Here is a 22,960-nt window from a genome sequence, read left to right on the forward strand (position 1 = left end):
CAGGACCGTGAAACAACTTTGCGCCGATGATAGTGCTGCAACCAGTGTGAAAGTAGGTTATCGTCAGGCTTGTTATATAAAAAAACCCCGCATCAGCGGGGTTTTTTTTCGTCTGCAGCGTTCATCGGACTAGATGCCCCAGGTGATGCTTTCATTTTCCGCCTTGGCCGAGCGCAGCATTTCCATCAGCGGATAGGCGCGCTGCGAGAAATGCACTTTTTGCGCGCGCGCATGGGCGCCCGTTTCGCCATCTTCCAGCGTTTCCGGCGTATGCGCATCGTGTTCGACGTCATTTTCCGGATGCAGTTTGCTTTCCGCGACTTCTTTTTCCAGCAGGGCCAGGGCATCGCCCGCTTCGGCTGGCGTGATGACGCCGCGTGTGGGGTTCTTGTGCAGGATGTCGAGGATGCGCTGGGCATGTTCTTGGTACATCAGCACTTCAGGGGAGGATTTGGATTTGAATGAGATCAACATAAGCGCTTTCTGAAACTTGTTGTTAGTGTCGAAACAATATCACGACTTGAAATGTCGCACAGGCCGTCCGATTGCCCGGATTGCACATTTGCAAGCCGGATAGGGCCATCTGTTGGACAACGCACGCATTTACAAGAGCTTGCTTACGGTGAAAACACCCGTTTAAGCGATCGTTAAGTCTCAATCCAGTTTCACCGAGTCCATGAAAGTGTCGATGGTGTCACGCGACAGCTTGCTTTCTTCACCGAGGATGATGATCTGGAAAATCCGTTTATCCTGCGCCACAAAACGGCCGACCAGCAAGACCGGCTTGCCTTGCTGCGTGCCGTTGGCCTCGATGCTGAGCGAACTGCGCTGGTGTGTTCCTGCCGCCGTGCTGCTGGCCGTCGATGCCGATTTTTCGCTGCGCACGGTGCCGTTGATATTTTTTAACAAGGCAGTCTGCATGGCGGGCAGGGCCGCTTGCGCCTGTTCTGCGCTGTCGAGCACGGCGCTGCCGATGGCGAAGGTATTGCCATCGACCTCGCTGGCCGTCATGGTCAGGCTGATTTTCCTGCCATCAAGATCGATCTCGCGCGTCAGCACGGCCGGTTTGCCTGGAAACAAGGCCGTGAACTGGGCGTCGGGGCTGCGGTAGTCGCGCCAGTCGAACTTCGGACTGCAGGCCGACAAGATGCCGGCGGCCGCGAGCGTAGCCAGAAAGAGGGCAAGTGATGGTTTTTTCATCAGCAGATGGTAGCAGCGCCGCCAGTCGTGCGCAATCGTGCACGTGCGGCACTTACGGGCCGCCTTATATTTCACGCAGCACGCGCCGGTACTGGATCGCTTCGGCGACGTGCGGCTGCGTGATGCCGGGGCTAGCCTCCAGGTCCGCGATGCTGCGCGCCACGCGCAGTACGCGGTGATAGGTACGCGCCGACCAGTGCAATCGCGCCATGGCGCCGTGCAGCAGCTGTTCGCCATGCGTTTCCAGGCGACAATGCTGTTCGATTTCGGTGCTGCTCAGGCGCTGATTCGCCTTTCCCTGGCGTGCCAGCTGCAGGGCAAAGGCTGCCGCTACCCGCGTGGCGATGGCTCGCGTGCTTTCTCCGGCGCCGGCGTGCCGGCCCAGCGCCGCCGGCGGCATGGCGGCCACTTCAATCTGCAGGTCGATACGGTCGAGTAGCGGACCGGACAGGCGGCTGTGATAACGGAGCACGGCGTCCGGCGTGCAGCGGCAACGTCCCGAAGCGTGGCCCAGATAGCCGCACGGGCAGGGATTCATGGCGGCGATCAGCTGGAAGCGGGCAGGAAACTCGGCCTGGCGGGCCGCGCGTGAAATGTTGATCACGCCCGATTCCATGGGCTGGCGCAGCACATCGAGCACCCGGCGCTGGAATTCGGCGATTTCATCGAGAAACAGCACGCCGCAGTGCGCGAGCGAGATTTCTCCGGGGCGCGGCACGTTGCCGCCGCCCACCAGGGCCACGCCGGACGCCGTCTGGTGCGGGGCGCGATAGGGGCGGCGTTTCCAGTGTTCCACCTTGAAGTGGCCGCCCAGCGAATGCACGGCGGCCGATTCCAGCGCCTCTTCGTCGCTCATGGGCGGCAGCACGCCGGGAAAACGGCTGGCCAGCATGGTCTTGCCCGCGCCCGGCGGCCCGACCATCAGGACGTTATGGCCGCCCGCGGCCGCCACTTCCAGCGCCCGCCGCGCCTGCTGCTGCCCTTGCACGTCGGCAAAGTCAGGATACGGAAAGGCGTGCGCTGCCAGCATGGGCTGGTGGCGTTGCAGGGCGGTCTGGCTGCCGTGCGCGGCAAAATGCGCGCAGACTTCGAGCAGGCTGTGGGCGGGATAGATGCAGGCATCGCGGACCAGCGCCGCCTCGTCCGCGTTCGCCTGCGGCAGGATGAAGGCGCGTGGCGCGCCCGCTGGGCAGCGCTGCATGGCAAAGGTCATGGCCAGCGCGCCGCGGATGGGGCGCAACTGGCCCGACAGTGACAGTTCGCCGGCGAATTCATAGTGGTGTAATTGGTCGCCTGGCAACTGGCCGGAGGCGGCCAGGATGCCCAGGGCAATGGGCAGATCGAAACGGCCCGATTCCTTGGGCAGGTCCGCCGGCGCCAGGTTGGCCGTGATGCGCCGCGCCGGCATCTCGAAGCCGCAGTTTTGCAGCGCGGCACGGACGCGGTCGCGCGATTCCTTCACTTCCGTATCCGGCAGGCCGACTATCGTAAATGAAGGCAAACCGTTGGCAAGGTGGACTTCGACACTTACCTCGGGCGCTTCCATGCCGGCCAGGGCGCGGCTTTTCAGGACGGCCAGACTCATCAAACTCCCCTGTGGCGCGGGCGCGGGCAGTCTCAGTCTAGCGCGTGAAACGCCGTCAGGCTTGAGCTATGCCAGCAAGGCCGTCAATAACGTGGTCTGGCTGGCGTCACCTCACAACCTTACACCTTGGCCTTGGGTTCGTTCAGACGCGTTTCCAGTTCGATCAGGCGCAATTCCAGTGCGTCGAGCTTGGCGCGGGTCTTGGCCAGCACTTGCGCCTGGATATCGAATTCTTCGCGCGTGACGAGATCGAGGCGGGCGAAGCCTTGGGTCATCATCGATTTCACGTTTTTCTCGATATCCTTGGCCGGCGAGTTCTCGATGGCCTGGTGGATCTTGCCTTGCAAGTCGTTAAAGAAGGTATTCATGTCCATGTTCAGTCCTTTTATGGTGCGGCATGTGCATCGCACCATTGCGGTGCACAGCGGTGTTAATCTGGTGCGAAAATAGGCAAATCCACAACGCTTCAGCAACGTATTTCCGCATGCCCAGCGGCTTGCACGGTATGTATGGCCGGAAAGGCACCTGTCAAGGTGGCAAGAGAGCTGGCACGTATTCTGCTAAAGAAGGTATGAACGCTTTGTGATCTCCAGCCAAGATTTTAAACCTCAACCGCTTTAAAAGTTCAATAAAAGGGAATCGCCATGAAGAATCTGTCCAAGAACATGACTTTAGCTGCAGCGTTGACGCTGGCCATGACCGCCTTGTGCGGCAGCGCCATGGCCCAGGATGCAGTGGCGGCGCCTGCTGCGGCCGAAGCCGTACCTGATAACGTGGTGAGCTACAACGTGGCGCTGACCAGCGACTACCGCTACCGTGGCGTGTCGCAAAGCCGTCTCGACCCTGCCATCAGCGGCGGCGCCGACTATACCCACAATCCGACGGGTTTGTACGTGGGGACCTGGCTGTCGAGCATCAAATGGATCAAAGACGGCGGCGGCGATACCAACCTGGAATGGGATATCTACGGCGGCAAACGTGGCGAGATCAGCAAGGATTTCACCTACGATGTGGGCGGCCTGTACTACTTCTATCCGTCAAATGGGCTGAGCACCAACGCGAACACCTTCGAACTGTACGGCCAGCTCGGCTATGGCCCGGCCTACATCAAGTACTCGCATTCGACCAGTAATCTGTTCGGCGTGCCTGACAGCAAGAACAGCGGCTACCTCGATGTGGGTGCCAACGTCGATGTGCACGATGGCTACATGCTGAACCTGCATGCCGGACGCCAGAAGGTCGCGCACAACGATGCCCTCAGCTATAACGATTACAAGATCGGCGTGACCAAGGATTTCGGCGTGGTGACCGTGGCTCTGGCCGCCGTCAAGGCCAACATCACGTCGCTGGCACCGAATGGCAAGAATCTGGCGAAATCCGGTCTCGTGCTGACCGTATCCAAAACCTTTTAAGCGAGACTGCCATGAAAATGATTACTGCAATCATTAAACCGTTCAAACTGGACGAAGTACGCGAAGCCTTGTCGGCTATCAATGTGCAAGGCATTACCGTCACCGAAGTCAAAGGTTTCGGCCGCCAGAAAGGCCACACGGAACTCTACCGTGGCGCCGAGTATGTCGTTGATTTTTTGCCAAAAACCAAGATTGAAGCAGCCGTCGATGACGCCATTGTCGACCAGGCCATCGAAGCGATCGAAGGCGCCGCGCGTACCGGTAAAATCGGCGACGGCAAGATTTTCGTCTACAACCTGGAACAAGTCATCCGCATCCGTACCGGTGAAACCGGCAACGAAGCGCTCTAAGGGGAATATTGATGCGTAAAAATATAACAAAATTGCTCGCTGGGATAGCCTGTCTGTGTGCGTTTGGCGTCGCCGCGCCGAGCTTTGCCGATGCCCCTGCCAAGACGGAGGCGGCCACGACCACGGCCGTTGCCGCCCCCGCCGTCACGCCCGTGCCTGACGCCGCGCCCGCTGCCGCCGCCCCGGCCCCGGCCGCTGCCGCACCGGCTGCCGCCCCTGTCGCCAACAAGGGCGATACCAGTTTCATGATGATTTCCACCTTGCTGGTGATTTTGATGACCATCCCCGGCCTGGCCCTGTTCTACGGCGGCCTGGTGCGCTCGAAGAACATGCTGTCGGTGCTGATGCAAGTGTTCATGGTGTTCGCGCTGGTCATCGTGCTGTGGTGTATTTACGGTTACTCGGTCGCCTTCACGGAAAAAACCGCCTTCTTCGGTGGCTTCGACCGCCTGTTCCTGAACGGTATCTGGGATCCGGCCAAGGGCACGTTTGCCGCCGCCGCCACCTTCAGCAAGGGTGTCGTCATTCCCGAGTTCGTCTTCGTCGCCTTCCAGGGCACGTTTGCCGCCATCACCTGCGCACTGATCGTCGGCGCCTTCGCCGAGCGCGCCAAGTTTGCCGCCGTGCTGGCCTTCGTCGTGCTGTGGTTCACATTTGCCTACCTGCCAGCGGCCCACATGGTGTGGTTCTGGACCGGTCCTGACCTGATCACCAATGCCGCCACCTCGGCCAGCGAAGCCCTGAAAGCGGGCTGGATCTGGCAAAAAGGCGCGCTGGACTTCGCCGGCGGCACCGTGGTGCACATCAATGCCGCCGTCGCCGGCCTGGTGGGCGCGATCATGATCGGCAAGCGCGTCGGCTACGGCCGCGAATCGATGGCGCCGCACTCGCTGACGATGACCATGATCGGCGCTTCGCTGCTGTGGGTGGGCTGGTTCGGTTTCAATGCCGGTTCCTCGCTGGAAGCGGGCGACGTAGCGGCATTGGCTTTCGTCAACACCTTGCTGGCCACGGCCGCCGCCACCCTGTCGTGGGTATTTGGCGAGTGGATCAGCAAAGGCAAGCCATCCATGCTCGGTGGCGCGTCCGGCGCCGTGGCCGGCCTGGTGGCGATCACCCCGGCGGCCGGCTTTGTCGGCCCGATGGGCGGCCTGGTCATCGGCCTGCTGGCCGGTATCGTCTGCCTGTGGGGCGTGAATGGCCTGAAACGCCTGATCGGCGCCGACGATTCGCTCGACGTGTTCGGCGTGCATGGCGTGGGCGGTATCCTCGGTGCCTTGCTGACGGGCGTGTTTGCTGCACCACAATTGGGCGGCCAGGGCATCTTCGACTATGTCACCAACAAGATGTCGGCCGATCCGTATTCGATCGGTCATCAGGTGTGGGTGCAGGCGCAAGCGGTCGGCACCACCATCGTCTGGTCGGCCGTCGTCTCCGTCGTCGCCTATAAACTGGTCGACATCGTCATCGGCTTGCGCGTACCGGAAGAAGAAGAGCGCGAAGGCCTCGACATCACCAGCCATGGCGAGCAAGCGTATCATGGTTAAATAACAATGATCTGGCATGCCAGCGCCCCGGCGCGGCATGTCCGGCCAGAAAGGCGCCTCATTGAGGTGCCTTTTTTTCGTTGTGGGAATGGAAAAGGTCTTTAAAACAAGGGTTTTGCCCCGATTTGGGGTACTTACACGGTAATATAGTCGGCAGTTCTGTGTGCTTTTTTGAATACTGCACATAATTTAAGGATGTAACTATGGTTCCCCATCTCGTCACGGCCCTGACCGGACCGCTGCTCGACCTCGAAAAAAAGATTCTGGCTGCGACGCCGGCCATTGAGCGCTGGTTTCGCATGGAGTGGCAAGAACACACGCCGCCCTTCTATTGCTCGGTAGACTTGCGTAACGCGGGCTACAAACTGGCGCCCGTCGATACCAATCTGTTCCCTGGCGGTTTCCATAACCTGGCCACGGAAATGCTGCCCCTGTCCGTGCAGGCCGCCATGGCTGCCATCGACAAGTATTGCCCGGACGCCCGCAACCTGCTGATCGTACCGGAATTGCACAACACCACGCCGCAATACCTGCAGAACGTGGCGCGCCTGATGCAAATCTTCCGCCAGACGGGACTGCACGTGCGCTTCGGTTCGTGGTCGCCCGACATCACCCAGCCGACACCGCTGGCCCTGCCGGACGGCAACATGCTCGTCATCGAGCCCCTCGTGCGCCTGAACAACGGCCGCCGCCTGGGCTTGAAGGATTTCGACCCGTGCACGATTCTGCTGAATAACGACTTGTCGGACGGCATCCCTGATATCTTGCAAAATATTCATGAACAAAGCTTGCTGCCGCCCTTGCACGCGGGCTGGGCCTTGCGCCGCAAGAGCAACCACTACACGGCCTACGATGAAGTGGTGAAAAAATTCGGCAAGATGATCGATGTCGACCCGTGGATGCTCAATCCCTTCCACGCCAAGTGCAGCGACGTCAATTTCCAGGAAGGCGAGGGCGAAGACGCGCTGGCCGCCAGCGTCGATGTGCTGCTGGCCAAGATCCGCAAGAAATACAAGGAATACGGCATCAAGGAAAAGCCCTTCGTCATCGTCAAGCCCGATGCGGGCACGTATGGCACGGGCATCATGACGGTGCGCGACGCCAGCGAAGTGCGCGACCTGTCGCGCAAGCAGCGCGACAAGATGTCCATCGTCAAGGATGGCAAGGTCGTCACCGACGTCATCATCCAGGAAGGCGTGCCCACGTTTGAAAGCATCAAGGATGCCGTGGCCGAACCCGTCGTCTACATGATCGACCGCTATGTGGTGGGCGGCTTCTACCGCGTGCACGCGGAAAAGGGCGTTGACCAGAACCTGAACGCCCCAGGCTCGCAGTACGTGCCGCTGGCGTTTGCCCAGCAGCATGCCGTGCCGGACTTGAAGGCCAAGCCGGGCACGGCCGCGCCGAACCGCTTCTATGTGTATGGCGTGGTGGCGCGCCTGGCCTTGCTGGCGGCGTCGCTGGAAATGGAGCGCACGGACCCGAATCCCGAGGTGTATTGATCGCGCCCCGCAGCTTGCCGGGCGCGGTGACTACCGCACCTGGCGATCTCGGCTAGAATCAAGCATTCCTTATCCAGGCTCCCCGATTGGACGCACCATGAAAATTGCATTCCTTGCCGACCCGCTGGCAGGCTTCAAGACTTACAAAGATTCCACCTTCGCCATGATGCGCGAGGCGGCCAAACGCGGTCATGCCGTGTATGCGTTCGAACAGAAGGACATGGCGCTGGAAGAGGGCATCGTCACGGCACGGGTAAACCACATCGCGCTGACGGGCGACGAACACGATTGGTACAAGGTCGTCTCGACCGAGGAAGTGCGCCTGTCGGCCCTGGACGCCATCATCGAGCGCAAGGACCCGCCGTTCGACATGGAATACGTGTACGGCACGTATTTGCTGGAGCTGGCGGAAAAGCAGGGCGCGCACGTCTTCAACAAGCCGTCCGCCATCCGCGATAACAATGAAAAGCTGGCGATTGCCCAGTTTTCCGAATTCACGTCGCCGACCCTGGTGACGTCGGATGAAGCGCGCCTGCGCGCCTTCCACGCCAAACACCAGGACGTCATCTTCAAGCCGCTCGACGGCATGGGCGGCACGGGCATCTTCCGCGTCAAGGCCGATGGCCTGAATCTGGGCGCCATTATCGAGACCTTGAGCGAGAACGGCGCGCAGACCATCATGGCACAGCGCTTTATTGCCGACATCGTCAAGGGCGACAAGCGCATCCTCGTCATCGGCGGCAAGCCGGTGCCGTTTTCGCTGGCGCGCATCCCGCAGGCGGGCGAAGTGCGGGGCAACCTGGCCGCCGGCGGCACGGGCGTGGCGCAGCCATTGACGGCGCGCGACCTGGAAATCGCAGAAAAGCTGGGCCCGATCCTGGCCGCGCGTGGCCTGATGCTGGTAGGATTGGACGTGATCGGCGACTATCTGACGGAAGTCAATGTCACCAGCCCGACCTGCTTCCAGGAAATCATGCAGCAGACGGGCTTTGACGTGGCGGCCATGTTTGTCGACGCCGTCGAGCATGGCGTTGCGCAAGCGCAGCAGCGCTAGAGGGTATTGACTATGGTAGGGATTTTGCTCATGACACATGCACCGCTGGGACAGGCTTTCATCGCTGCCTGCGCGCATGTGTTTCGCGGTCCAACGGAGCGGTTTGAAGCCATCGACGTCGTCGCCGACCAGGACCTGGCGGAAGTGCAAAAGCTGGCGTCGGACGCCATCTGCCGCCTCGACGACGGTTCCGGCGTGCTGGTGATTACCGACGTGAAGGGCGGCACGCCGTCGAACTGCTGCAACAAGCTGGCCGATGCGGGCAGGGTGGAAGTCATCGCCGGCATCAGCCTGCCGATGCTGCTGCGCGCCATCACGTATCGCCGCGACACGCTCGACGTGGTGGTGGAGATGGCGCTGGCCGGCGCGCAAAGCGGCGCCGTGCGCGTCGATAACCGCATTCGCGTGGGCGAGTAAGGAAGTACATGGCCGCCGCCCTGAAGGCGGCGGGTTTTATAGGCCAAGATTGTCATCAGCGTAGTGCATTCAGGGATAGAGACCATACAAAAATGATTCAAAAAGAACTCGAAATCATCAACAAGCTGGGACTGCACGCACGCGCCTCCGCCAAATTTACCCAGCTCGCCGCCAAGTTCAAGAGCGACGTCTGGCTGACCCGCAACGCGCGCCGCATCAACGCCAAGTCCATCATGGGCGTGATGATGCTGGCCGCCGGCAAGGGCGCGAAAGTGACCCTGGAAGCCGAGGGCGATGATGAGCAGGCATGTGTCGATGCGCTCACCGCCCTGATTAATGACAGGTTTGGCGAAGGCGAGTAATGCCCGCCGAACGCAGCCGCAGCCGCATTCCGACAGGTCAACCCATGGCATCTTTCACGCTCCACGGCATCCCGGTTTCCCGCGGCATCGCCATCGGCCGCGCACATCTGCTGGCGCCGGCCGCCCTTGACGTCAAACATTACCTGGTCGCCCAGGAACAGATCGAAGCCGAAGTCCAGCGCCTGCAAAGCGCCATCGCCACCGTCCACAAGGAACTGCAGACCCTGTGGAACGAGCTGCCCAAGGATGCGCCCACGGAGCTGGGCGCGTTCATCGACGTGCATGCGCTGATCCTCTCCGACCCGATGATTTCCGAAGCGCCGCTCGACATCATCCGCAAGCGCCATTACAACGCCGAATGGGCGCTGTTGACGCAGATCGATGAGTTGTCGGCGCAGTTCGATGAAATCGAAGACCCGTACCTGCGCGAACGCAAGGCCGACATCCAGCAGGTGGCCGAGCGCGTATTGAAAGTCTTGCTGGGCACGGAGCAGCTGCTGCCCAAGGCCGCGGCCGAAGACGAATTGATGGCGCAGATGATCGTCGTCGCGCACGACATTTCTCCGGCCGACATGCTGCAGTTCCGCGACCGCTCCTTCATCGGTTTCATCACCGACGTGGGCGGGCAGAACTCGCACACGGCCATCGTCGCGCGCAGCCTCGATATCCCGGCCGCCGTCGGGATGTCGCAGGCGTCGATGCTGATCGACCAGGATGACTGGCTGATCATCGACGGCGACGCCGGCGTCGTCATCGCCAACCCCAGCGCGCTGGTGCTGGAACAGTACCGCGAGCGCCAGGTGGCCATGCAGCGCGCGCGCAAGAAGCTGGGCAAGCTGAAAAAGACGCCGGCCGTCACCAAATGCGGCACGCCCGTCACCCTGCTGGCGAATATCGAGTTGCCCGAGGATTGCGCGTTTGCGCTGGAGTCGGGGGCCAGCGGCGTGGGCCTGTTCCGCTCCGAATTCCTGTTCATGGGCCGCGCCCACAAGATTCCCACCGAGGACGAGCAGTTCGAGGCTTACCGCAACACGGTGCAGTCGATGAAGGGAAAAGTCGTCACCATCCGCACGCTCGACATCGGCGCCGACAAGCCGCTCGACCAGTCCGACCATACGGCCTTGAATCCCGCCCTGGGCCTGCGCGCCATCCGCTACTGCCTGGCCGAGCCGCAGCTATTCCTGACGCAGCTGCGGGCGATTTTGCGCGCCTCGGCCTTCGGCAAGGTGCGCATCCTGATCCCGATGCTCGCGCATGCGTTCGAGATCGACCAGTCGCTGGCCATGATCGCGCAGGCGAAGGCCAGCCTGCGCGAGGAGGGCGTCAAGTTCGACGACGAGGTCGAAGTGGGCGCCATGATCGAGATTCCGGCCGCCGCGCTGGCCCTGCCCATGTTCGTCAAGCGCATGGATTTCCTGTCGATCGGCACGAACGATCTGATCCAGTACACCCTGGCCATCGACCGGGTCGATTACGAAGTGGCGCATTTGTACAATCCGCTGCACCCGGCCGTGCTGCAGCTGATCTCGATGACGATCGCGGCCGGCCACAAGGCGGGCATCGACGTGGCCGTGTGCGGCGAGATGGCGGGCGACGTGAAGCTCACGCGCTTGCTGCTGGGCATGGGCTTGCGCGAGTTTTCCATGCATCCGGCGCAGCTGTTGGCGGTCAAGCAAGAGATCCTCAACAGCGACCTGGGTCTGATTGCGCCACAAATGCGCAAAATTATGCGTTCGATGGAACCAAATGTGATCGCGGAAGCCGTCCAGCAACTGCAGCTCATGTAAACTGTCACCTTAAGCATCAGGACACCTCGCGCGCGGCAAGAGGTGTCCTGATGTTAAAGTTGCAGCACCTATCATCGCGGTGCTGCATCGACCATGGCCCGTGGGGCCGCCCCCCTTTTATAAACCGACACACATGTCATCCATTGGAATCGTTTCGCCGCAAACCATGTATTTTGCGCAACCCCTGCAGCTGCAAAGCGGCGCATCGCTGCGGGACTATATGTTGATGTATGAAACCTACGGCACCCTGAACGCCGACAAATCGAACGCGGTGCTGGTCTGCCACGCCCTGAACGCCTCGCACCACGTGGCCGGCGTCTATGCGGACGAGCCGAAAAGCACGGGCTGGTGGGACAATATGGTCGGCCCCGGCAAGCCGCTCGACACGGACAAGTTCTTCGTCATCGGCGTCAACAACCTTGGCTCCTGCTTCGGCTCGACGGGCCCCATGCACACCAATCCCGCCACCGGCAAGCCGTATGGCGCCAGCTTCCCCGTCGTGACGGTGGAAGACTGGGTCAGCGCGCAGGCGCGCCTGGCCGATGAACTGGGCATCACCCAGTTCGCCGCCGTGATGGGCGGATCGCTGGGCGGCATGCAGGCGCTGGCGTGGAGCATCATGTTCCCCGAGCGGCTGCGCCACTGCGTGGTGATCGCCTCGACGGCCAAGCTGTCGGCGCAAAACATCGCCTTCAACGATGTGGCGCGTCAGGCCATCCTGTCCGACCCCGATTACCATGGCGGCGACTTCTATGCGCATGGCGTGGTGCCGAAGAACGGCTTGCGCGTGGCGCGCATGGTGGGCCACATCACGTATTTGTCGAACGATGACATGGCCGAAAAATTCGGCCGCAAGCTGCGCGACGCGGCGCAGACGGGCGATTACAAATTCGGCTTCGGCATCGACTTCGAGATCGAATCGTATCTGCGCTACCAGGGCGACAAGTTCTCCGAGTACTTCGACGCGAACACCTATCTGCTGATTACCAAGGCGCTCGACTATTTCGATCCGGCGCGCGCGCATGGCGGCGACCTGGCCAAGGCCCTGTCGGGTACCAAGGCCAGGTTCTTCCTCGCCTCGTTTTCCACCGACTGGCGCTTCTCGCCAGAACGCAGCCGCGAGATCGTCGAAGCGCTGGTGTGCAACCGCCGCCAGGTCACGTATGCCGAAATCGACGCGCCGCACGGCCACGACGCCTTCCTGCTGGAAGATGCGCGCTACATGAACATGGTGCGCGCCTATTATGGCCAGGTTTGGAACGACATCGGGGCGGGCTTGCCCGCTCCTGCACCGCACACCGCCGTCCGCCAGGGCGCCAAGGAGACCGCATGACTTTTGACGAATTGAGCGCGCTGCGCCCCGACCTGGCCTTCATCGCCCATTGGGTGCCGAACAACGCGCATGTGCTGGACGTGGGCTGCGGCGAAGGCGTGATGCTGCAGTATCTGCAAAGCGACAAGGAGTGCAGCGGCTATGGCATCGAGATCGCCGACGACAAGGTGCTGGCCAGCACCCTGCGCGGCGTGAACGTGATCCAGCAGGACATGGAAAAGGGCCTGGCCATCTTTGGCGACAACAGTTTCGATACGGTGCTGTGCCTGTCGTCCTTGCAGATGATGAAGCAGGTCGAGCCGCTGCTGCGCGACATCGTGCGCGTGGGCGCCGAGGCTATCGTCTCGTTCCCCAACTTCGCCTACTGGCCGCACCGCGTGGCCTTGCTGAAAGGCCGCATGCCCGTGTCGAAGTCGCTGCCCTACCAGTGGTACGACACGCCCAACGTGCGCTGCGCCACCATCAACGACTTCCGCGAACTGGCCGAGGAATGCGGCCTGGAAGTGATCGAATGCGTAGCCCTGGCCGAAGGCAAGATGGTTTCCGTGCTGCCGAACCTGCGCGGCGACCTGGCCGTCTTCCGCCTGCGTAAAAAAGCGGTGCATTGATGACCACAAGCCCGGCGCCCGGCTGGCGTTCCTATGCCAATGGCCGCATGCTGGCCGTGCTGGTACTGGGCTTCAGTTCCGGCCTGCCCCTGTTCATCCTGCTGTACCTGCTGCAGGCATGGCTGGCCAAGTCGGGCTTGAACGTCAAGGCGCTGGGGCTGTTCGCGCTGGTGCAGTTCCCCTACATCTGGAAATTCCTGTGGGCGCCCCTGATGGACCGCTACCGCATCCTGGGACTGGGACGCCGGCGCGGCTGGATGGCGCTCACACAAGTGGCGCTGTTCTTTTCCATCGGCGCCATGGGCATGCTGGACCCGCTCACGCAGATCGGCCTGATCGCGGCGGCCGCCGGCGGCGTAGCCTTTCTGTCGGCCAGCCAGGACATCGTCATCGACGCCTACCGGCGTGAAATCCTTGCCGACAACGAGCAGGGCCTAGGCGCGGCCGTCATCGTCAATGCGTACAAGGTGGCGGGCATGGTGCCGGGTGCGCTGTCGCTGATCCTGGCCGACCGCATGCCGTGGCAACCCGTCTTCTGGATCACGGCCGCCTTCATGCTGCCGGGTCTCGTGTGCACCCTGCTGATCAGGGAGCCGACCGTGTACGGCTCGCCGCCAAAGACCATGCGCGAAGCGATCATCCTGCCGTTCCAGGAATTCATCGCACGCGATGGTTGGCGTAACGCAATGTGGATACTCGCCTTCGTATTACTCTACAAAATCGGCGACAGCATGGCCACGGCGCTGGCGACGAAGTTCTATCTGGACCTGGGTTTTTCCATGACGCAGATCGGCCTGGCCGCCAACACCACGGGTTTCTGGGCCAGCCTGGCCGGTGGCGTGGTCGGTGGCGTGTGGATGCTCAAGCTGGGCATCAACCGGGGCCTGTGGGTGTTTGGCGCGCTGCAGGCGATCGCGATTCTGGGTTTCGCCTGGCTGGCGCAGGTGGGGCCGAATACCATGCTGCTCAGCGCCGTGATCGGTTTTGAAGCTTTCGCCAGCCTGGGCCTGGGCGCGGCTGCCTTTGTCGCATTCCTGTCGCGCACCACGGACCCGCGCTATACGGCCACGCAATATGCCTTGTTTTCCAGCCTGAGCGCCGTGCCGCGCACCCTGATCAATGCCTCGGTGGGCTTTCTGGTCGCCGAGCTGGGCTGGTTCTCGTTTTTCATCGTGTGCTTCTTCCTGGCCTTTCCGGCCATGCTGATGCTGCCTAAAATTGCTCCATGGAGGTCTGCCAATGGCACCAATATCCCTTAAACGTTACGCCATCCTGGCCAGCCTGTGCACGGCCACCGCGCTGGCGCCCCTGTCCGCCCACGCCCAGGAGGCGACGGTCCAGGACGGCATCAAGGTGCGTCCCCTGTCGACGTCGCGCATCTTTGCCGGCGGCGCCGATTTCAATGCACAATCGAAGCAGCAATATGCGCAGCTGGTCAACGAGGCGAAGGAAAAAAATGCGCTGGTGCCCGACAGCGACCCGCAAGTGAAACGCCTGCGCGCCATCGCCCAGCGCATCATCCCGTTCGCCACGCGCTGGAACGAGGCGGCGGCCGACTGGAACTGGCAGGTCAACCTGCTCAATTCCGACCAGGTCAATGCGTTTTGCATGCCGGGCGGGCAGATTGCTTTTTACAGCGGCATCATCACCAAGCTCAATCTGACCGACGACGAAGTAGCCATCGTCATGGGGCATGAAATCTCGCATGCGCTGCGCGAACACTCGCAGGCGCAGGCGGGCAAGGGCAACCTGGCCGCCGTCGGCGCCAAGCTGGCCGGCGCCGGACTGTCTGCCTGGCTCGGCGTCGATCCGAGCATCACCAGCACCGCCACGAATATGGCGGCGCAGGGCGTGATGCTGAAGTTTTCGCGCGACGATGAGCGCGAAGCGGACCTGATCGGCATGGACCTGGCCGCGCGCGCCGGTTTCGACCCGCGCGCCGGTGTCATCCTGTGGCAGAAAATGGCGGCAGTGAGCAAGGGCGCGCCGCCGGAGTTCCTCTCGACGCACCCGTCGGGCAAGGACCGCATCTCGCAGATGAACAGCCACATGGCGCAAGTGCTGCCCCTGTACGCGCGCAGCAAGGGCGTCAGCGTGGACGCCTTGCCGCCATACCGCAGCACCGCCATCGCGCAGCGCTAGGATGACCAAGCGTCACGCCGCCGCACCCTTGCCCATGCGCGACGGCGTGGCGGCCAGCTACCTGTGGCTGCCGGAAGGACAGTGGGCGGACATGCTGTCCTTTCTGGTTGAGCGCTATCCACAGATCAGCGCCGCGCAATGGCGGGACCGCATGGCGCGCGGCGAAGTGGTCGATGGCGACGGCGCCGTGCTGGCGCCCGGCAGCGCATACAGGCGCGGCATGCGCATTTTTTACTACCGCGAGCTGGAGCGGGAAACGCCGATTCCCTTCCAGGAAGAGATCCTGTTCCAGGACGAGCATCTGATCGTGGTCGACAAGCCGCATTTCCTGCCCATGACGCCGGGCGGGCGCTTCGTGCAGGAGACCTTGCTGACGCGCCTGAAGAAACGGCTCGATAGCGCCGACCTCACGCCGATCCACCGCCTCGACCGCGAGACGGCCGGTGTGGTGATTTTTTCACGCCAGATCGCCAGCCGGGGCGCCTATCAGTCGCTGTTCCAGCGCCGCGAAGTGCGCAAGACGTACGAGGCGCTGGCGCCCGTGCTGGCGGGACGCGATTTCCCATTCACCTACCACAGCCGCATGGTCGAGGGCGCGCAGTTTTTCCTCATGCGCGAGGAAGCGGGTGAGCCGAATTCGGAAACCGTCATCGATGTGATCGAAGAGCGCGGCGGCGTGAATCTGTACCGGCTGCAGCCGCATACGGGGCGCAAGCACCAGCTGCGCGTGCACCTGGCCTCGCTGGGCATCCCCATCGTCAACGATGCGTTTTACCCGGTGGCCCTGCCTTGCAAGGAAGATGACATGTCGCAGCCCTTGCAGCTGCTGGCGCGGGCCATCGATTTCACGGACCCTTTGAGCGGCGAGCCGCGCCATTTCGAAAGCCGGCGCGTGCTGGCGTGGCATGCTTAATCCGCCACCATCACTGACGTGCCAACAATGCTGTCGGATTACGGTCCTGCGGACCTAACCCGACCTACGGCAGATTCAGCGTAGGTCGGGTTAGCGCGCAGCGCGTAAGCCGACACCACCACGGACGTATCAGATCAGCCCTTGACCGTGTAATCGATGATCAACGGTGCATGGTCGGAAAACCGCTCGTCCTTGTAGACGCTGACCGTATGCGCCTGGGCTGCGATGCCGGGCGTGGCGACGTGGTAATCGATGCGCCAGCCCACGTTCTTCGCGTAGGCTTGTCCGCGGTTGCTCCACCACGTGTACTGGTCTTCGCGCTTGTCCAGGCCGCGGTGCACGTCGACGAAGCCCACTTCGTCGAAGACGCGCGTCAGCCACGCACGCTCTTCCGGCAGGAAGCCGGAATTCTTCTTGTTGCCCTTCCAGTTCTTCAGGTCGATTTCATGGTGGGCGATGTTCCAGTCGCCGCAGATGACCACTTCGCGGCCCAGCGCCTTCAATTCCAGCAGGTGCGGCAGGAACAGTTCCATGAAGCGGAACTTGGCTTCTTGGCGCTCCGGGCCGGACGAACCGGAGGGGCAGTACACGGAAATGACGGACAGGTTGCCGAAATCGCAGCGCACGTAGCGGCCTTCGGCATCGAATTCGGGGCTGCCGAAGCCGATATGCACGGCGTCCGGTTCCACCTTGCTGTATACGCCCGTGCCGGAGTACCCCTTTTTCTCGGCATAGTGGAAATGGCCATGGTAGCCATGCGGGTTGAGGAATTCCGGCGTCATGTCGGGCAGCTGCGCCTTCAATTCCTGCACGCAGATGAAATCGGCCGTCTGCGTGCCCATCCAGTTGAAAAAGCCTTTTTTGGCGGCGGAACGGATGCCGTTCAGGTTGGCGGAGATAATTTTTGGCATAGGTCGAAAGTGAAAAGGGCGCTGGACGGGGCCGGCGGGCGCGGCATGGCGATTGTCTCGCCGCTGCGCGCGGATTAAAATACAGGCACTTTTAAAAAATGAGGCTAATGTGAATAATTTACGCCAGCAGTTTATCGCGTTTTCAGTATCCAAGGGAGTCTTGCGGTTTGGCGAGTTCACCACCAAGGCCGGGCGATCATCGCCGTACTTCTTCAATGCGGGCCTGTTCCATGACGGCGCCACCCTGGCCGAGCTGGCGCAGTTCTACGCACAGACCCTGCTCGACTCGGGCGTGGAATTCGACATGCTGTTCGGCCCCGCCTACAAGGGCATCACCCTGGCGTCGGCCACCGCCGTGGCGCTGGCCGGCAAGGGCCGCAACACCTCGTTCGCCTTCAACCGCAAGGAAGCCAAGGACCACGGCGAAGGCGGCACCATCGTCGGCGCCAAGCTGCATGGCAAGGTTGTCATCATTGACGATGTGATCTCGGCCGGCACCTCGGTGCGCGAATCGGTGGACATGATACGCGCCGCCGGCGCCGAACCATGCGCCGTGCTGATCGCCCTGGACCGCATGGAGCGTTCCGGCCCGGACGGCCAGCTGTCGCCAAGTTCGGCGGTGCAGGAAGTGTCGAAACAGTATGGCATCCCCGTCATCTCGATCGGCAACCTGGACGACTTGTTCGGCTACCTGAACGGCGCGGGCGCCGATCCGGAACTGCTCCAATACAAGGATGCCGTTTCCGCGTACCGCACGCGCTACGGTATTTAAGTCGTCTTTTCCAGCAGCGCCCGCAGCCGCGGGTCGCTGCAGGCGGCGCCAGCTTGCGGATGGCATTGCAGCAGCCGCTGCAGCAGCGCGCCGCCGATGCCGCGCCGGCGGAACGGCGGTTTCACGAACAGCATGTTCACCGTCACTTCATCGGCGTCTCTGCTGATATCGAGCATGGCCACCTGCTGGCCGTCGATCCACGCGCACAGCGCGCTGTCCCCTTGCCAGTCTATCCGCATCACGCCAGCCATGGTTTGACCGCCGCATGCAGGCCTAAGGCGAACAGGCCGATAAAAAAGCAGCGCTTGAATACCTGCTGCGCGATGCGCCCGCGCAGCCATTGGCCGGCCAGCATGCCGGCCAGCGCCGGCAGCAGCGCATACGCGGAAGCGCCGGCCGCACCCAGGCTGAAGTCGCCGTGCAGGGCCAGGCTGGCCGCCAGCGCCACGGTCGACGCCGTAAACGCCAGGCCCAGCGCCTGCACCAGCGCATCGCGCGCCAGGCCCAGTCCCTGCAGATACGGCACGGCGGGAATCACGAATACGCCCGTGGCGGCCGTCACCAGTCCCGTCGCCGCGCCCGCCAATGGGCCCAGCCACGCTTCATGCCGCGCCGGCACGCGCAGCTGCAGCGAGAACAGGCCCGCCAGCGCATACAGCATCAGCGCCACGCCCAGCGCGACGACGGCCCAGGCGCCGCTGTCGGCCGGCAGCAGGGCGCCGCCCGCCACGGTAGCGGCCATGACGGCCGCCAGCATGGGCCACAGGCGGTGCAGCAGGGCGCGCAGGCCGGGGCCGGCCGCCAGTTGCCACACATTCGTCACCATCGACGGCACGATCAACAGGGCCGCCGCCTGCACGGGCGGCATGACGAGGCTGAGCGTGCCCATGGCCACCGTCGGCAAGCCCAATCCGACTACGCCCTTGACGAAGCCAGCGACGAGGAAGCTGGCGCCGACGGCCAGCAGAAATGACGTCTGCATTTTTTCTGTTCCACAGTGAATTGCGTGGATTCTGCGCGCGCTGGGCGGTTTCGCCAAGGTGGATTATTTTGAGTCAGCCTCAGTAAAATACGAAGGCTGGTAAGATGGTGAAAAGGGGAGTCGTCATGCGCTTTGATCTGGTCGATTTGCAGCTGTTCGTCAACGTGGTGGAAGCGGGCAGCCTGACGGCCGGCGCCGCGCGCAGCCATCTCGCATTGGCCTCCAGCAGCGCGCGCGTGCGCGGCATGGAAGAGATGCTGGGCATGCCCTTGCTGCTGCGCGGCCGGCGCGGCGTGGAGCCGACGCCCGTGGGCCAGACCCTGCTGCATCACGCGCGCCTCGTCTTGCTGCAAATGGAGAAAATGCGTGGCGAGCTCGGCGAATTTGCGCGCGGCTTGAAAGGGCAGTTGCGGCTGCTGTGCAATACGGCCGCGCTCAGCGAATTTTTGCCCGAGGCGCTAGGCACTTTTCTCGACCGCCATCCGAACCTGACCATCGACCTGGAAGAGCGCCTCAGTTACGATATCGTCAAGGCCGTCTCGGAAGGGCTGGCCGACATGGGCATCGTGTCCGACTCGGTCGACATGCGCGGCTTGCAGACGTTTTTGTTCCGCCCCGACCGGCTGGTGGTGATCGCCGCGGCCGACGGCGTGCATCACCGCGTCCTGGGCCAGGATGGCGTCGTCGCGTTCTCCACGCTGCTGGATCACGATTTCATCGGCCTGGCCGACGACAGCGCGATGCAGCAGTACCTGGGCATGCATGCGGCGCGCCTGGGCCGCCCCTTGAAGGTGCGCGTGCGCCTGCGCAGCTTCGATGCCGTGTGCCGCATGGTGGCCAGCGGCGTGGGCATCAGCGTGGTGCCGCTGGCGGCGGCCAGCCGCTGCCAGCAAACGATGGCGCTGCGCTGCCTGGAATTATCCGATCCCTGGTCGGTACGCAATCTGACGATCTGCGTGCGCCAGTTCAGTGAATTACCCCTGTATGCGCGCCAGTTGATCGATCATCTGAAGGCGTGACAGGGCATGACAGGAGCAGCGATGCGTTTTTCAGAAGACAAGATGGCCAGCCTGCTGTGCAGCGACCGGGTCGAGCGGCCCATCCACATCTGGCAGCCGGAGCATCCCCGCGCCGTGATCCTGGCCATCCACGGCGGCATGGCGCATGCGGGCGACTACGTCACGCCGGCGCTATACTTCCGCCAGCACGGCATCGCCACCGTCAGTTTCGACATGGTGGGCCACGACGGCAAGCGCAAGGTGGACATCCCCTCGTTCGACGCCTTCCTCGACGACGAAGAGCTGTTCCTCGCCTGGGTCAAGCAGGCGTATCCGGGCGTGCCGATCTTCGTCATGGGCCACTCCATGGGCGGCCTGATCGCCACCCACCTGGGGCTGCGCCGCTTTGCGGGCGATCCGGCCATCAAGGGCTTCATTATTTCATCGCCGTATTACGTGAATGCGATTCCCGTGCCGAAGGTGCTGCAGATGCTGTCGGGCTGGCTGGCGCGGCGCTTCCCCACGATGAAGGTGCCGCTGGGTAACCTGACCATGCTGCTCACGCATGACCAAACCATCACCGCGCGCCATTTCCAGGACGAGCGCGACGGCATACGCGCCAGTGCGGCGTCGGTGCGTTTCGCCCATGCGCTGACGTCGGCGCAAAAGGAACTGGCGGGTGGCTTGTCGGACTGGCGCTTCCCCCTGTTCGCCGCAGTGGCGGGCGACGACAAGCTGGCCGACAGCCGCGCCACGGAAAGCCTGCTGCGCAGCGTGCCCGATGGCTTGCTCGACTATCATTTTTATCCGGCCAATTATCACGAGAATTTCAATGAAGTGAACCGCGAAGCGATCTTTGCCGCCATCCTGGCCTGGATGGAAAAACTGCTGGCACCCGTGCAGGCTTGACGGCCGGGTATCGTTATAATCGGTTTGACTGCATTTACCGCCGGCGCATGCCGGCCCGGTCCCCGCGGCACAGGGGAATACTCAAGGAACGAACGATGCGCTTGCTGATTGCCCTGTTACTCCCATGGCTGACCTTTTTCACGATCGGCCGTCCGATCGCCGGCATCATTTGCCTGATCCTGCAAATCACCTTGATCGGCTGGCTGCCGGCCACGATCTGGGCCGTATATGCGCTGAGCCAGTACAAGACGGACCAGAAGATCGCCGACGCCATGCGCCGGCGTTGATGTAGGGCTAAGGCCTGTTTAAGCTGCGCTTCCTATCTTGATTCAACCGACATGAGGAGAGTGAGATGGCATCAAACAGACGCGGTACCCTGGGCCTGGCGGCGGCGATGCTGGCCGCCGGGCTGTTGCTGGGAAGTGCGGCGCAGGCGCAAACCGACGGTGCACTGCCGCCCGTGCAGAAAAGCGGGGCGGTGGAGTATCTGAGCGGCGGCATCGGCCTCGATGAGTCGACGGCCATCAAGAGCGCCAGCCGGCATTGGCCCTTGAGTCTCGTGTTTTCCGTGCAGGCGGCGGGCAAGGCGGAATTTGCCTCCGACGTGAAGCTGGAAATACGCGATGCCAAGGGCGCTCCGGTGCTCGATACGACGGCCAGCGGACCGTTCCTGCTGGCGAAACTGCCGCCAGGCAGCTACAGCCTGCGCGCCACCCTGGCCGGCAAGTCGCTGGAGCGCAAGGTGCAGATCAAGGCGGGCAGTTCCGCGCGCGTGGAGCTGGTCTGGCCAGCGGGAACGAACCAGGGCCGGCCTTGATGCCTGGCGACGGCAAGGCGTCCGAACGGGACTTGTCGGCGCGGGGCTTGTCGGCGCATATCCTGCCCACGTCGGCGACGATGGTCGGCGTGTGCATGACGGTGCTGTCGATCGGGCATTTGGCGCCGCGCGGCGAAGTGCGCGTGGCCATCGACAAGCTGCTCGCCGTCGATGCCATCGTCTTTCTCGTCAGCGCAGTGCTCTCGTTCATGTCGCTGCGCCCCGGCCAGTCGCGCTTGCGCTACGAATCGTGGGGCGAGCTGCTGTTCATCTGCGGCCTGGCCCTGCTGGCGCTGGGCGCCGTGGTGCTTGCCTTCGTCATCAACTGACCGCGAGCACGCGCCCTTCGGCGGCGCTTTGCAAGGCCAGTTCGATCAGGCGTATCGTCGCTGCCGCATCCTCGGCCGCCACCGGCGCCGGTGCGCCGTGGCGGATGGCGTCGGCCATGCCCTGGTAAAAGTCCTGGTAGCGGCCCGCCTGCATTTCGAGGTGTTCGCAATGGCCGTCCGGCTGCGTGCCCAGGTGCAGCGCGCCGCGCACGGGGTCGACGCCCCAGCCGGGCTGGCACGGCCTGCCGCCCGCCTTCAGGGCATCTTCCTGCGGGTCGAGGCCGAATTTCACGAAACTGCCCTTGTCGCCATGCACGGCGAAGCGCGCCGTCGGCGCCTTCACCAGGCAGCCCGCTTGCAGCACCACGCGCAGCCGGTCGTAGTACAAAACGATGTGCATGTAGTCGACGGCTTGCGCGCCATCGCGCTGCAGGACGATATCGGCATACAGCTTTTCCGGCTTGCCGAACAGCTGCATGGCCTGGTCCAGCATGTGCGGGCCCAGGTCGTACAGCAAGCCGCCGCCCGGCGCGCCGGACTCGCGCCAGCGCTGGCGGATCTCGGGGCGGAAACGGTCGAAGTGCGATTCGACGCTGGCGATGCGCCCCAGCGTGCCCTGCGCCAGCAGCGCTTGCAGGGTCAGGAAGTCGCCATCCCAGCGCCGGTTGTGATACACGCTGAGCACCAGCTGGCGCTCTTTCGCCAGCGCGATCAGGCTCTGCGCCTCGGTGCTGGAAATGGTGAAGGGCTTGTCGACCACCACGTGTTTGCCCGCTTGCAGGGCCGCTTGCGCCAGGCTGAAATGCGCCTCGTTGGGCGCGGCGATGACGACCAGTTCGATGGACGGATCGGCAAACAGTTGCGCGGGCTCCGCATACACGGTCGCGTGCGGCCAATCCTTGTGCACGAGCTCGGGCTTGCTGGAGGCGACGGCCGTTAATTCCAGGGCATCGATGGTGGACAGGACGGGAGCGTGGAAGGTGGAGCCGGCAAAGCCGTAGCCGACCAGGCCGGTTTTGATCTTGTTCAT

Annotated in this window: 27 protein-coding genes; 19 read left to right on the plus strand and 8 right to left on the minus strand. The window is 62.8% G+C overall.

All coding sequences use genetic code 11. The annotated features are described in order from the left end of the window. Positions 1-129: 129 nt before the first annotated feature. From AC1Q6X_RS17990 to AC1Q6X_RS18005, 4 genes are all read right to left on the minus strand, one after another. Entirely contained in the window at positions 130-474 is a 345-nt protein-coding gene (locus AC1Q6X_RS17990; protein WP_070224486.1) for a DUF1840 domain-containing protein, read from the minus strand. Between the two features lie 180 nt (positions 475-654). Continuing rightward, positions 655-1,200 carry a hypothetical protein gene (locus tag AC1Q6X_RS17995; RefSeq protein ID WP_492497984.1) on the minus strand — a complete coding sequence of 182 codons (546 nt, stop codon included), beginning with the start codon at positions 1,198-1,200 and terminating at the stop codon, positions 655-657. A 64-nt stretch (positions 1,201-1,264) separates the two neighbouring features. Then, positions 1,265-2,785: a YifB family Mg chelatase-like AAA ATPase gene (locus tag AC1Q6X_RS18000; RefSeq protein WP_492497986.1), complete on the minus strand. Its 1,521-nt coding sequence runs from the start codon at positions 2,783-2,785 to the stop codon at positions 1,265-1,267. A 119-nt stretch (positions 2,786-2,904) separates the two neighbouring features. After that, complete coding sequence (locus AC1Q6X_RS18005; RefSeq protein ID WP_070289926.1) at positions 2,905-3,159, minus strand: accessory factor UbiK family protein; 255 nt, start codon at positions 3,157-3,159, stop codon at positions 2,905-2,907. Between the two features lie 270 nt (positions 3,160-3,429). Here AC1Q6X_RS18005 and AC1Q6X_RS18010 point away from each other — a divergent pair, with 270 nt between their 5' ends. The 13 genes from AC1Q6X_RS18010 (at position 3,430) to AC1Q6X_RS18070 (ending at position 16,212) form a co-directional block, all read left to right on the plus strand. After that, a complete protein-coding gene (locus AC1Q6X_RS18010; protein ID WP_070289927.1) occupies positions 3,430-4,197 on the plus strand; it encodes a TorF family putative porin in 768 nt (255 codons plus the stop codon). An 11-nt stretch (positions 4,198-4,208) separates the two neighbouring features. Further along, positions 4,209-4,547 carry a P-II family nitrogen regulator gene (locus AC1Q6X_RS18015; RefSeq protein WP_010393464.1) on the plus strand — a complete coding sequence of 113 codons (339 nt, stop codon included), beginning with the start codon at positions 4,209-4,211 and terminating at the stop codon, positions 4,545-4,547. Between the two features lie 11 nt (positions 4,548-4,558). Beyond that, entirely contained in the window at positions 4,559-6,094 is a 1,536-nt protein-coding gene (locus AC1Q6X_RS18020; RefSeq protein ID WP_492497988.1) for an ammonium transporter, read from the plus strand. Between the two features lie 203 nt (positions 6,095-6,297). Continuing rightward, positions 6,298-7,596, plus strand: coding sequence for a glutamate--cysteine ligase (gshA, locus tag AC1Q6X_RS18025; RefSeq protein ID WP_077399358.1), 1,299 nt, complete (start codon positions 6,298-6,300; stop codon positions 7,594-7,596). A gap of 97 nt (positions 7,597-7,693) precedes the next feature. Further along, a complete protein-coding gene (gene gshB, locus AC1Q6X_RS18030) occupies positions 7,694-8,650 on the plus strand; it encodes a glutathione synthase (RefSeq protein WP_070222826.1) in 957 nt (318 codons plus the stop codon). A gap of 12 nt (positions 8,651-8,662) precedes the next feature. After that, on the plus strand, positions 8,663-9,067 hold the full coding sequence (locus AC1Q6X_RS18035) for a PTS sugar transporter subunit IIA (RefSeq protein WP_035824452.1): 405 nt from the start codon (positions 8,663-8,665) through the stop codon (positions 9,065-9,067). Between the two features lie 92 nt (positions 9,068-9,159). Further along, positions 9,160-9,429 carry an HPr family phosphocarrier protein gene (locus AC1Q6X_RS18040; RefSeq protein WP_010393142.1) on the plus strand — a complete coding sequence of 90 codons (270 nt, stop codon included), beginning with the start codon at positions 9,160-9,162 and terminating at the stop codon, positions 9,427-9,429. A gap of 44 nt (positions 9,430-9,473) precedes the next feature. Then, positions 9,474-11,216, plus strand: coding sequence for a phosphoenolpyruvate--protein phosphotransferase (gene ptsP, locus AC1Q6X_RS18045; protein WP_070222880.1), 1,743 nt, complete (start codon positions 9,474-9,476; stop codon positions 11,214-11,216). A 133-nt stretch (positions 11,217-11,349) separates the two neighbouring features. After that, positions 11,350-12,549 carry a homoserine O-succinyltransferase MetX gene (gene metX, locus AC1Q6X_RS18050; protein ID WP_071650235.1) on the plus strand — a complete coding sequence of 400 codons (1,200 nt, stop codon included), beginning with the start codon at positions 11,350-11,352 and terminating at the stop codon, positions 12,547-12,549. Further along, positions 12,546-13,157: a methionine biosynthesis protein MetW gene (gene metW, locus AC1Q6X_RS18055; RefSeq protein WP_070222822.1), complete on the plus strand. Its 612-nt coding sequence runs from the start codon at positions 12,546-12,548 to the stop codon at positions 13,155-13,157. The genes metX and metW overlap by 4 nt, the downstream gene beginning before the upstream one ends. Next, on the plus strand, positions 13,157-14,416 hold the full coding sequence (locus AC1Q6X_RS18060; RefSeq protein WP_492497990.1) for an AmpG family muropeptide MFS transporter: 1,260 nt from the start codon (positions 13,157-13,159) through the stop codon (positions 14,414-14,416). The genes metW and AC1Q6X_RS18060 overlap by 1 nt, the downstream gene beginning before the upstream one ends. After that, positions 14,397-15,299 carry a M48 family metallopeptidase gene (locus AC1Q6X_RS18065; protein WP_492497991.1) on the plus strand — a complete coding sequence of 301 codons (903 nt, stop codon included), beginning with the start codon at positions 14,397-14,399 and terminating at the stop codon, positions 15,297-15,299. The genes AC1Q6X_RS18060 and AC1Q6X_RS18065 overlap by 20 nt, the downstream gene beginning before the upstream one ends. Before the next feature lies 1 nt (position 15,300). Next, positions 15,301-16,212 (plus strand): RluA family pseudouridine synthase, encoded by a 912-nt coding sequence (locus AC1Q6X_RS18070; protein WP_070311081.1) that lies wholly within the window; start codon positions 15,301-15,303, stop codon positions 16,210-16,212. Between the two features lie 134 nt (positions 16,213-16,346). Here AC1Q6X_RS18070 and AC1Q6X_RS18075 read toward each other — a convergent pair whose 3' ends face one another. Next, the gene (locus AC1Q6X_RS18075; protein WP_070222814.1) at positions 16,347-17,123 is read right to left on the minus strand and encodes an exodeoxyribonuclease III; all 777 of its coding nucleotides are present in this window, start codon (positions 17,121-17,123) and stop codon (positions 16,347-16,349) included. 109 nt (positions 17,124-17,232) lie between these two features. Between AC1Q6X_RS18075 and pyrE the strand changes: the two genes are divergently transcribed. Then, entirely contained in the window at positions 17,233-17,895 is a 663-nt protein-coding gene (pyrE, locus tag AC1Q6X_RS18080) for an orotate phosphoribosyltransferase (RefSeq protein WP_070222812.1), read from the plus strand. Here pyrE and AC1Q6X_RS18085 read toward each other — a convergent pair. Together AC1Q6X_RS18085 and AC1Q6X_RS18090 are read right to left on the minus strand one after the other, a co-directional pair. Next, positions 17,892-18,146: a GNAT family N-acetyltransferase gene (locus AC1Q6X_RS18085; RefSeq protein ID WP_070222810.1), complete on the minus strand. Its 255-nt coding sequence runs from the start codon at positions 18,144-18,146 to the stop codon at positions 17,892-17,894. The genes pyrE and AC1Q6X_RS18085 overlap by 4 nt on opposite strands. After that, entirely contained in the window at positions 18,134-18,877 is a 744-nt protein-coding gene (locus AC1Q6X_RS18090) for a sulfite exporter TauE/SafE family protein (protein ID WP_492497992.1), read from the minus strand. The genes AC1Q6X_RS18085 and AC1Q6X_RS18090 overlap by 13 nt, the downstream gene beginning before the upstream one ends. Before the next feature lie 125 nt (positions 18,878-19,002). Between AC1Q6X_RS18090 and AC1Q6X_RS18095 the strand changes: the two genes are divergently transcribed. The 5 genes from AC1Q6X_RS18095 (at position 19,003) to AC1Q6X_RS18115 (ending at position 21,930) form a co-directional block, all read left to right on the plus strand. Continuing rightward, positions 19,003-19,896, plus strand: coding sequence for a LysR family transcriptional regulator (locus tag AC1Q6X_RS18095; protein ID WP_492497993.1), 894 nt, complete (start codon positions 19,003-19,005; stop codon positions 19,894-19,896). Positions 19,897-19,917: 21 nt separating this feature from the next. Beyond that, the gene (locus tag AC1Q6X_RS18100) at positions 19,918-20,784 is read left to right on the plus strand and encodes an alpha/beta fold hydrolase (RefSeq protein WP_070222804.1); all 867 of its coding nucleotides are present in this window, start codon (positions 19,918-19,920) and stop codon (positions 20,782-20,784) included. A gap of 95 nt (positions 20,785-20,879) precedes the next feature. Further along, a complete protein-coding gene (locus AC1Q6X_RS18105; RefSeq protein ID WP_070222801.1) occupies positions 20,880-21,071 on the plus strand; it encodes a YqaE/Pmp3 family membrane protein in 192 nt (63 codons plus the stop codon). Between the two features lie 65 nt (positions 21,072-21,136). Further along, positions 21,137-21,601, plus strand: a complete 465-nt coding sequence (locus AC1Q6X_RS18110; protein ID WP_409027288.1) for a carboxypeptidase regulatory-like domain-containing protein — start codon at positions 21,137-21,139, stop codon at positions 21,599-21,601. Beyond that, positions 21,601-21,930 carry a hypothetical protein gene (locus AC1Q6X_RS18115; RefSeq protein WP_492498166.1) on the plus strand — a complete coding sequence of 110 codons (330 nt, stop codon included), beginning with the start codon at positions 21,601-21,603 and terminating at the stop codon, positions 21,928-21,930. The genes AC1Q6X_RS18110 and AC1Q6X_RS18115 overlap by 1 nt, the downstream gene beginning before the upstream one ends. Here AC1Q6X_RS18115 and AC1Q6X_RS18120 read toward each other — a convergent pair. Further along, positions 21,923-22,960: an oxidoreductase gene (locus AC1Q6X_RS18120; RefSeq protein WP_492497996.1), complete on the minus strand. Its 1,038-nt coding sequence runs from the start codon at positions 22,958-22,960 to the stop codon at positions 21,923-21,925. The genes AC1Q6X_RS18115 and AC1Q6X_RS18120 overlap by 8 nt on opposite strands.

The organism is Janthinobacterium sp. GW823-FHT06H09 (assembly GCF_058794735.1).